The following is a 3130-nucleotide window of genomic DNA, read 5'->3' on the forward strand; positions in this document are numbered from 1 at the left end:
AGGTATAGATATAGATGGGGATCACTGCGATCGCTGTTGGAGTAAAAGGCGTTAAACTCCCTCTATGTAAGGGTTTCAGCCATTTAGAGGAGTGGGGCCAGATCTACCTATCTATGTCTAAATACCCTCAAACTATACCTATTTCTTATCTATCTATGTCTACAACTATTAAATATCTAATATCAACTCCACCTAAATCATCTATGCATAAGCAATCTGTATCTAATCAATTTTAGTTATGGGTAGGTATAGCTTAACTTCGAGAATAATAGCTGTAATGCTTGCGTGAAAAGGTTTTCAGCAACTATCAATCTATGTCTACCTATTAGCTATCCATATCTATTGGCTATTGCTATGTAGGTGGAGTTGTGAGATAGTAGGTATAGATGAGACAAGGACAAATAAATAAGGTTGCTGTTGGCTCGACAACAGGGGAACTGGAAAATACCCCCAGACGAGAGACCGGGACAGGATGACACCTCCAAGGAGGGCAACGCGCTGGACTGGTGAATTCCTTTTTTATAGGCAATTTTTTCAAACTACCTATACCTATTGAGGTTTTAACTATGAGCAGTAATACCCTTTTGCAGGCCGCTAAACTTCTCAACTTATCTGCTTTCTCAGAACAGGCTCAGACAGCCCTAGAAGCGGCTATCTCTCAAATGACAATGAACTTCAACTGCTCTAGACAGCAGGCCATCTATAAGCTGTATGTCCTACTGGAGACAGAAGTATCGAAGTGACTTCTCCCGACGTTGATGCTTCCTGACCCTAGCTCTTTGCCTAATCCCGCTAAGGTCTTCAAAAGCCAGAGCAGAGTTAGACTCTTTAGCCTCTTTGACCAGAGCTTTACTGATGGTGTGGTTAATCCACTTTTGAAAGCGCTGTTCTTTCCCAGAGAGCCGTCTAAGCAGCCGTTTGGCAGACTTAGTGCATTTGGATTGGACAGAGCTTCTGACTCTAGCAAACTTGGCACGAGTAGCTTGCAATTGGCTACCGTCCCAGCTATTGCCTGTGCTGGTGACAGCAATATCCCGCCGACCCAGGTCAACCCCAATTACTTTAGGCGTTTTACCTGTTGGTTGAGTGGGAATGTCTACTGCAATGTTGATGTAGTAGTCACCCTTTTTAGACTTGTTCAGAGTGGCACTGGTAGGGGATTGACCCCTACCAGTGCCACTCTGATACCCACCGATCGCAAGGCTAAAGTTGCGCCTTCCAGATATAAGCGTAACTCCAACACTTTGGGAGTCTTCAACGTACTTAAAAGTTCGCACATCCAAGCTGAGGGAGGTTGGCCTAAATTTGTGAACCTGCTTAACAGCCTTAGCGTTGCTAATCACCCTACGGATAGCTTGGCAAACGTGGTTAGCCTTCAACCCCGTTGCCTCCCTCACAGGTCTATAAACCTGGTGATGCAGCTTGGTTGTATTCCAGCAGTTCTCGTGTTTGGCTACCTCCAGGATCTGATTGCAAGCATCAGCAAATTCCTTAAGAGTTTGGTCAATCTCTGGCCTCAACTCTATAGGGACTATCAGCTTACACTTTACAGACAGGGTCTGAATCATAGCTATATTCTAACTCATCCAGATTTCAAGGTAATTTTATATAGGACGGCGCTTCCTCCCTATGGCTTAAGCCAAGGGTTTCCACGCCGAATATTTCGATGAATGGCACTAGCAAATCAGTCACAGTCTGTTCACTTCAGCCTGAGAGTGGCCTAGGGAGGCCGCCCCTAATTGAGCCTGCCTTTCGTGGAATTTAACCTAGAACAGCTACAAGCGGCTCTCAAGAAGGTAATCGGGTTTGTTTCCACTGACTCACATCCGTTTCACAAAAACTGGGCTGGGATCAACTTTATCTGGCGTGAGTCTGAACCAACCAAAATTCAGGCAATGAACCGATACCAATTGGCAGAGGCCACCTTACCGGCTAGCAAGGTAACACAGGAGGGATACTCGATAGTTCCGGTAGTGATCAAGGCTGCTATGGCTAAGGCTTTGTTAGATCAACCCCTAACGGCTGAAACGGCGACCTTGGCAGTCGAGTTGCCGTCTCTGAGCAAACTGGGCCCGCCGAAGGCGGTTGCCTTTGAGGTCGCAAATACTGTAATCGTGGCTGATCGCCTCGGTGAGTATTATCCCGACTTCAAGCAGTTGATTCGACTAGAGAAAGGGGGCTGGATCGAGTGTGAGCGCCAGCCTTTGATTAAGGCAATCTCCAGGGTTCAGGGTAAGGCTAAACCTGCCTTGGTTAACGTGATTGCTAAATCTAAAAAGCTGGTGATTGAATCTGAAAATGGCAGTGAGATCCTGCCCTATAACGGTTTAATCAAATTGCCTAGAGGGGGGAAATTCAATGGGATGAGGCTGCTGAAGGGTCTCCGAAGCTTTTCAGGCCAAAGCATCAAACTACAACTTGGCAAGCTTGATCACCCCAAGTCTGTGTACTTGGTAGAGGATGGGCTAATCCATCTGCTGATGGCTGTGAGTTGAAGATGGCCCCTCGTTTTTGTACGGTTTCAAGCGGAGCTGCACGGTCCCCATTTTGTAAATAACTTAGTACAGGTGAAACAATGAAAAAGTCAAAATCAATGTTGTACTTGTTTGGCGCTGGCGTTGGGGCAATATTACTGCCTAACATTACATTGGCAGCAGGCCGGCCTATGTCCTTCGGACAGCAAGCAACGACCATCGCGGCGACAGCCCCAATGATTGAAGCTCATTGGGAATTGTTTGATTACCTCCTGGGAGGAGTGCTTTGCTTTGTGGCAATTCTTTCAAGCGTTGTTTATGCCTTTGCCCACAATGCAATTGTTCTTGATCGAAAACCACCTTTGATAGAAATGGCTGCGCCTTTAGCTTCTGCTTTCTCTGGGACGCTCACAGCCGCAATTTTCTATCTGTTTTTTGGCTCTTTGGGAGATGTCGCCACAATAGGTGCTATCACTAACGGCATTTTGTTTTTAGCGTGGCTGTGGCAAGCTTTTAAGTTTGCCTTTCTCAGGGCTGGCTGATGGGCAGGTGGCCGTTTGCGTACAGTTTCATCCGCACCTCCCCAGGGAGAAATAGGTTAATTGCTTAAATGTTTGAGTGTCTAGATGTCTAGACACCTTATTTTACTTTTTAGC

Annotated in this window: 2 protein-coding genes and 1 pseudogene; 2 read left to right on the plus strand and 1 reads right to left on the minus strand. The window is 46.2% G+C overall.

Features of this window, described 5'->3' with window-relative positions; all coding sequences use genetic code 11:
- Positions 1-782 precede the first annotated feature (782 nt).
- A pseudogene (locus AC2VE5_RS25005) lies at positions 783-1568 on the minus strand (transposase); the annotation flags it as partial.
- 171 nt (positions 1569-1739) lie between these two features.
- On the opposite strand from AC2VE5_RS25005, the gene AC2VE5_RS25010 reads away from it, so the two are divergent.
- A complete protein-coding gene (locus AC2VE5_RS25010) occupies positions 1740-2495 on the plus strand; it encodes a hypothetical protein (protein WP_486890308.1) in 756 nt (251 codons plus the stop codon).
- 80 nt (positions 2496-2575) lie between these two features.
- Entirely contained in the window at positions 2576-3016 is a 441-nt protein-coding gene (locus AC2VE5_RS25015; RefSeq protein WP_486890309.1) for a hypothetical protein, read from the plus strand.
- Positions 3017-3130: the final 114 nt, after the last annotated feature.

The organism is Aliterella sp. E5.1, assembly GCF_057473825.1.